The sequence below is a fragment of the Zunongwangia pacifica genome (genome assembly GCF_023499215.1).
GTDB classification, from domain to species: domain Bacteria; phylum Bacteroidota; class Bacteroidia; order Flavobacteriales; family Flavobacteriaceae; genus Zunongwangia; species Zunongwangia pacifica.
This window is the reverse complement of the sequence record NZ_JAKHSK010000005.1, coordinates 207438-213437: the sequence shown is the minus strand read 5'-3', so window position 1 is coordinate 213437 and position 6000 is coordinate 207438. Positions and strand designations below refer to the sequence as shown.

Below are 6000 nucleotides of genomic sequence, written 5' to 3'. Positions count from 1 at the left end.
TTGTTTTATACCATACCAAAAAGGGGAGGTTTGATCCCTGCATAATGGTTCCACTTCGCAAAGAAGTTCGGCTACGGCAGGCTTTGCACTCATAGCTCCAACGGCTCTTGATCCAAAAATGTTCGTTGTGTCCACAATTTTTGCATTCTACCCCGTTCTTGTCACGGGCTTCTTTAAAATGCGCCCGACAGGATTGCTCACTATCAAAATGAGCTGTAAAAGTGAAGATATTCATTATATTGAATTTGAGGTGAATATAATCAAAATTAAAAAATTATGAGTATTTACGGATAATCAAAAATTTATTCTTTCTATCTATAATTTTATGGTATTCCAAAATTTTCTCAGAATAGAAAACTAAAATATCATCTCCATCAAAAGTATGCGTCGCCTTAGTTAAGGATTTTGTGAATTCTAGGAGCCAATCCTGATAGTGCTTTCCAAGAAATACACCATCATAATTATTATCTGTTCTTAAATACTCTACGATTAGTAAGAAAAGAAAATCGCCAAAATGTGCGAATATCTCCCAAGCTTTTTTATATTGATAGCTGTTGATTTCATAAAGTTATATCAACAAAACTTGGCGACTTTGTAAGTGTTAGAGAGCTTTAAAAAAGGACAGAAAGCACCATTAATTTTAGTTGCGGTTAACTAATGCTTTTTTATGATTTCACTATTTAAATATATATCATCTAACGAGAAGTATTTCTTTTTATTCAATATCAATGTAGGTTTAATTATTTCCTTGCCAATAGTTTTATTTATAGAAACAGCGATAAGTTCAGAGCAATATAATTCGTGGTCATTATCGGTATTAAAATCAATATCAAAAGGAGTCTCTTTTTTATAATAATCTTTTACCGTATTCACTATTTCCAAATTAGTATGAGTATTGAAAATTGTTTCAAAGAAATCAAATGTTTCAATGCCATTTAAAAATGAATCTAATCTTTCTTTTTTTACTTTTCCACTTCCCGTAAGTTCATTTGCTTCAGTATGAAAAACATAAATAATATTATTCTCTTTTGAAATGATACCTATATGAGAATATTTTTTCTCAGAAGATGCATATTTTCTAAAAAAATCGGAAAAATAGCCATTGCCAAGTCTACATACTAAATTTCCAGTATGAATATTTTCATAATCTATAGCAACTTCTTTCTTTTTAGGAGAATGACATTGAACACAAAAAATGATAAAAAAAAAGTAAATGAAATTATTTTTTAGATTCCACATTCACCAGCCATTTTCCATCAATCTTAACTAATTCTAAATCTTTCTTTTCCCCATTATCCATATAAGTAACCCAGGCTCTATTGTCCACGATTGAGTCTTTTACAAATTCAAATTTAAAATCGGGTTCAATTTGTGAACCACCAAAACTCACTGCCATGTCAAGTAACTTACCGGTTGATTGTGTAGCATATTTTTTAGCATCTTCAACTTTTCCTTTGGCCATGTTTTCAGTAAAATTTTTTGCAGCCTTTTCTGGACCAGATGAACATGACAAAAGCAATGCAGAAACAGCGATTATTGTAATAATTTTTTTCATAGTATTTAAGTTATTAATATGATTATTTCAAAAATGTTTTTTAGAATTATTGGGTTTAAAAATCAGATAACTGTTTGGTATGTAATTGGGTTCGATAAATCATAGGAAAACTTCAATATTGGCTAAATTAGTAAAAAAAAATTGTAATTTTCGTAAGAAAATTCTGTTAAATCAATAATGATCAATTGTTTTTGCTCCTGTTGTTTCTAGTTGCTTTTTTACTAAATATTAAACTGGTTTTATTGATTACTTCTTTTATTTATTAACTGTAATTCTTATCGTTGATGATGGTACATTTTTCGAATGAGAATGTGTGTAACGGTCTTGATTGTATTTTGTTGGAGTATAGAATGTTTTGCGGCTATCAAAATTTTCAGGATTAGGGATGTTGACTTATCGGCTTAACCATTTTTTCTGATTACTAAAATTACACTTTTTCTACAATACCTGTTATTAGTGTGGTAAGACAATAACCTGATGTTGATTTACTTAATTTAAAACATAAAATTTTCTTGTTCTGGATCTTCAATTTGGTAATTTTTTCGAGTTCCAAAATAAACTTCATTTTCGTGAAAAATAGAAGCGCCTAATTTAAACTTGAATCTAAAATCCTTAAGTCATCTAAGCCATTATAAAATAGAGAATGCCAATACTTAACCGTATGTTTCCCATTAGTAAGCAGAGCAGTTTCATTATCCCAGCTCCAATAAACTTGTTTATTAAACGGAAGTCAATGCTGCTTCAAAAAACTCTATTTGTTTTTTAATTCCAGATGTTAGCGAAGTACTGGGTGTAAAACCGATTAATCTTTTAGCTTTTTCTATATGGGCTTTGGTGCTTTTTTGGTCTCCATTTCTGGCCGGCAAATGCTTTAATTGGATAGAAGAATTAGTTAAATTTTCAACCATGCGAATACATTCTTTTACTGTATAGGTTTCGTTGCTTCCAAGGTTTATAATTTCTCCATAGCAATTTTGGTGATTTTCAATGCCCTTTTTTATTCCATCCACAATATCTTCAACATAGGTGAAACTGCGCACATGTTCCAGGCTTCCGGAATATAAATGGAAAGGGGTTTTTAGCAGGGCAGAAGCGATTAATTTAGGGAACATTTTATCATATCGTTCTCTGGGGCCATATACTGAAAATAACCGAAGCGAACACACAGGGAGCATTCCGGCTCTAAAATAGGACAATGCTAACTGCTCTGCGGCAAGTTTGGTGACACCGTAATGAGAAACTGGTTGAGGCACCTGTTCTTCATCACCATGGGCAGTTAATCCATAAACAGAGGACGTGCTAATATTGATAAAAAGTTTTATAGATTTAGAGTGGAAGTTTTTACAATATTCTAATAAATTATGGGTAGCTACGGTATTGTTAAGCAGGTAGGAATGAAAACTTGTATTATGATCCAGTCCCGGTTGTGCGGCAAGATGAATCACAAAATCGATATTTTGAACCGATAATTTTTCCAGGTCACTTTTTTCAGATAGATCTATTTTATAGAAGTTGATATGGTTTTTTTGTAGATCGGCCAAATTTTTCTTTTTCAAATTCACATCATAAAAATCGCTCAGATTATCGATGCCTGTAACTTTATGTCCCAATTTTAGAAGTGCCAAGCTTAGATTAGAACCAATAAAACCCGCTGCTCCCGTTACTAAAAAATGCATGTATTAACGTTTAATAATAACAAAGTAACTTTAAAAAAAATATTATAATGGCATGGCTAATAGTATCTTAATTGAATTTTAAGCAAAGCTTTAGAATTCAGGTTTAGTTTTGAACCAAATACTTATAAATGGGTAGAAAGGGTATTGGCAGTCTCTTAATTTTAATAGTTTGTTTATTACTGGCTATAGGGATACCTGGGTTTATTGAAAGTAGTGAAGCCAGATATGCAGCAATTGGTTACGAGATGTTTTCTTCTGGGGATTACCTGCATCCTTATCTTTTAGGGATTTATCATTTTCATAAGCCGCCTTTAACTTATATGATTACGGCTTTAGGATATTCGATTTTTGGGATTAATGAGTTTGGCGCTCGCTTTTTTTTAGTTGTAGCCTACGCCATACAGCTTTTATTAATTTATAGGATCAATTTTTTACTTTTCGATAATGCCAAACAGAGTAGGCTGGCGATGATGATCTATGCAGGATTTCCAATTGTTCTTATCTCTGTTCTTAACCTAACTACCGATGCTTATTTGAATACTTTTTTTATGGCCGCGGTATATTTTTATATCCATTATCATCTAAAGAAAGAGTATAGAGCACTTTATTTGCTGGCCATAATGCTGGGCTTAGGTGTGCTTACTAAAGGTCCTGTTGCCTTTCTTCCTTTTGGTATCTTCGTTTTTTTATTTCAGTCATTTTTAAAATTGAAATGGAAGTGGACCATACATCACTGGATGGCATTGGTTTTATGCCTTTTGATTTCGGTGAGCTGGTTTGCGTATATGGTAGGTACCGTACCAAAATTATTAGACTATTTTCTGGGATATCAATTAAAGGACAGAATTTTTAATGCGGAAGTTTTTCATAGAGCCGAGCCCTTTTGGTATTATCTTATTTTGATTCCCCTGCTTATTTTCCCTTATTCGGTTCCTTTAATAATCGGAGTTTTTAAAAACAGGCATACTGGTAGCAATATCTTATCCAGAGTTTTTATGGCCAGTGCTGCAATTATTATTTTTATATTCTCCTTATTTTCTTCAAAACTCATTTTGTATATTTTACCTTCCTCCTTATTTTTTGCCTCGTTCATTGCTTATAAGGTGAATACCCACTCCAAACAATTGCAAATTTTAATACATACGATGACCTGGGAATTGTATATTTTAATAGGAGCTGGAGTGCTGTTTTTTTTAATTTCAAAATTATTTATTCCGGCAGGTCTATTGAGCGTATTTCTTCTGGGATTGCTCTATTGCAGGATTAAAAGTAAAAATTGGTCTTTTGAGGCCCTTAATTTTTGGTTTGTTCCTTCTTTAATTGCCCTATTCGTTGGTTTCAGTTTAGCGATGCCCTCAAAACTAAATTCATACCGAGAGCTTTTTGGATGGGTTTCTAAATCATATCCTTCAACGAGCACTTTGGTGATTTACGATCATCTAATCCCGTCGGCAGAGTTATATACGACTAAAGAAGTGGTGACAATTCATGATAGACATTTTCAATCTTTAAGAGAAACACAGTTTGAGGATGTTCCGCCTACTAATTATTATGACCTCAATGAATTTGAAGATCAGCAGCATGAACTCCATTTTGATGGAAAAAAGGTCGTGTTTATGGTGAAAAAGAAAGATCTTAAGTTTGTCCCTACATCCCTTAGCGATCAATTTAAATATCGAAAGGAGTTGAAAGACTGGTATTTTTATAGTAATTAGAGCTTCTCCAGAAGACTGTAATTGGTTGATGGTTGATGGCAAGTTAGTTTTTATCATTCTTAGAGACTTCAAAATTTATTTACTGAATCTTAAAGATGAAGGTGATTCTATGATTTACAAGATAGTTTGGTTGAGAAGGTTGGAATAGTAAAGTCTGAAATTGAATAGGGATATGACTCTAAAAACGTATATATTTTTAACCAATATTGATATTAAATAGATGCCCTACCAATGCCGTGATTCCCATTGCGATAGTACCCCAAAATGTGATACGGGTAACAGCTTTTGTAATATTAGAGCCTCCGGTTTTAGCCGATACGCTGCCCAAAATAATCAGGAAGAGGATAGAGAAACCATAAAGCGAATATTCCATATTTTTTAAGGGAAGAAAAAGAACCACTAAAAAAGGAAGAAGCCCGCCAACGGTAAATGCAGCTCCCGATGCAAGGGCGGCTTGTAATGGTTTTGCTTTGCTTACTTCGTTAATTCCCAATTCATCCCGTACATGCGTTCCAAGCGCATCATATTCGGTTAATTCTTTGGCGACCTGAAGGGCAGTTTCTTTCTTTAATCCTCGTTTTATATAAATTTCTGTCAGCATTTGTAATTCCAGGTCGGGAGTTTCTATCAATTCTCTTTTTTCACGTTGTATATCTGCATTTTCGATATCTGTTTGTGAACTTACAGAAACATATTCGCCGGCAGCCATAGATAGTGCGCCTGCCACAAGCCCGGCAAGGGTGGCCAGAATAATAGGTTCGCGGGTATCACTAGCCGCCGTAATGCCTATGGCTATACTTGCGGTAGATAAAATACCATCATTAGCTCCAAGCACAGCAGCCCTAAGCCAATTGCTGCGATGTATGTAATGTGGCGCTAGATAATCCTGTAATTGTTCTGGTTCTTTATTGTTCATCTCTTAAATAGAAACTAATACGACCTTATCCTAATGACTTAAAAGTAGTCGAAATCTGTTTTCTAAACAATAATTACAGATTGATAATTTTCTAATTAGGAGTTTGTAAGTCCTTCTAAATTTTAAAAAAAAATGCCT

General features: G+C 33.3%; 6 protein-coding genes. 1 reads left to right on the top strand and 5 read right to left on the bottom strand.

Annotated elements, in window-relative coordinates; genetic code table 11:
• The 4 genes from L1967_RS05460 to L1967_RS05445 all read right to left on the bottom strand — a co-directional run.
• A partial coding sequence (locus L1967_RS05460) for a transposase (RefSeq protein ID WP_249600718.1) occupies window positions 1–235 on the bottom strand: 235 nt, incomplete at its 3' end.
• A gap of 419 nt (window positions 236–654) precedes the next feature.
• Complete coding sequence (locus L1967_RS05455) at window positions 655–1239, bottom strand: C40 family peptidase (protein WP_249600717.1); 585 nt, start codon at window positions 1237–1239, stop codon at window positions 655–657.
• A complete protein-coding gene (locus L1967_RS05450; RefSeq protein ID WP_249600716.1) occupies window positions 1220–1555 on the bottom strand; it encodes a nuclear transport factor 2 family protein in 336 nt (111 codons plus the stop codon). Before L1967_RS05450 ends, L1967_RS05455 begins: the two co-directional genes overlap by 20 nt.
• Window positions 1556–2274: 719 nt before the next feature.
• On the bottom strand, window positions 2275–3231 hold the full coding sequence (locus L1967_RS05445; protein ID WP_249600715.1) for an NAD-dependent epimerase/dehydratase family protein: 957 nt from the start codon (window positions 3229–3231) through the stop codon (window positions 2275–2277).
• 128 nt (window positions 3232–3359) lie between these two features.
• On the opposite strand from L1967_RS05445, the gene L1967_RS05440 reads away from it, so the two are divergent.
• A complete protein-coding gene (locus L1967_RS05440) occupies window positions 3360–4946 on the top strand; it encodes an ArnT family glycosyltransferase (protein ID WP_249600714.1) in 1587 nt (528 codons plus the stop codon).
• Window positions 4947–5142: 196 nt separating this feature from the next.
• Here the strand turns inward: L1967_RS05440 and L1967_RS05435 are convergent, their stop codons facing one another.
• Window positions 5143–5862 carry a VIT1/CCC1 transporter family protein gene (locus tag L1967_RS05435; protein ID WP_249600713.1) on the bottom strand — a complete coding sequence of 240 codons (720 nt, stop codon included), beginning with the start codon at window positions 5860–5862 and terminating at the stop codon, window positions 5143–5145.
• Between the last annotated feature and the right edge of the window lie 138 nt (window positions 5863–6000).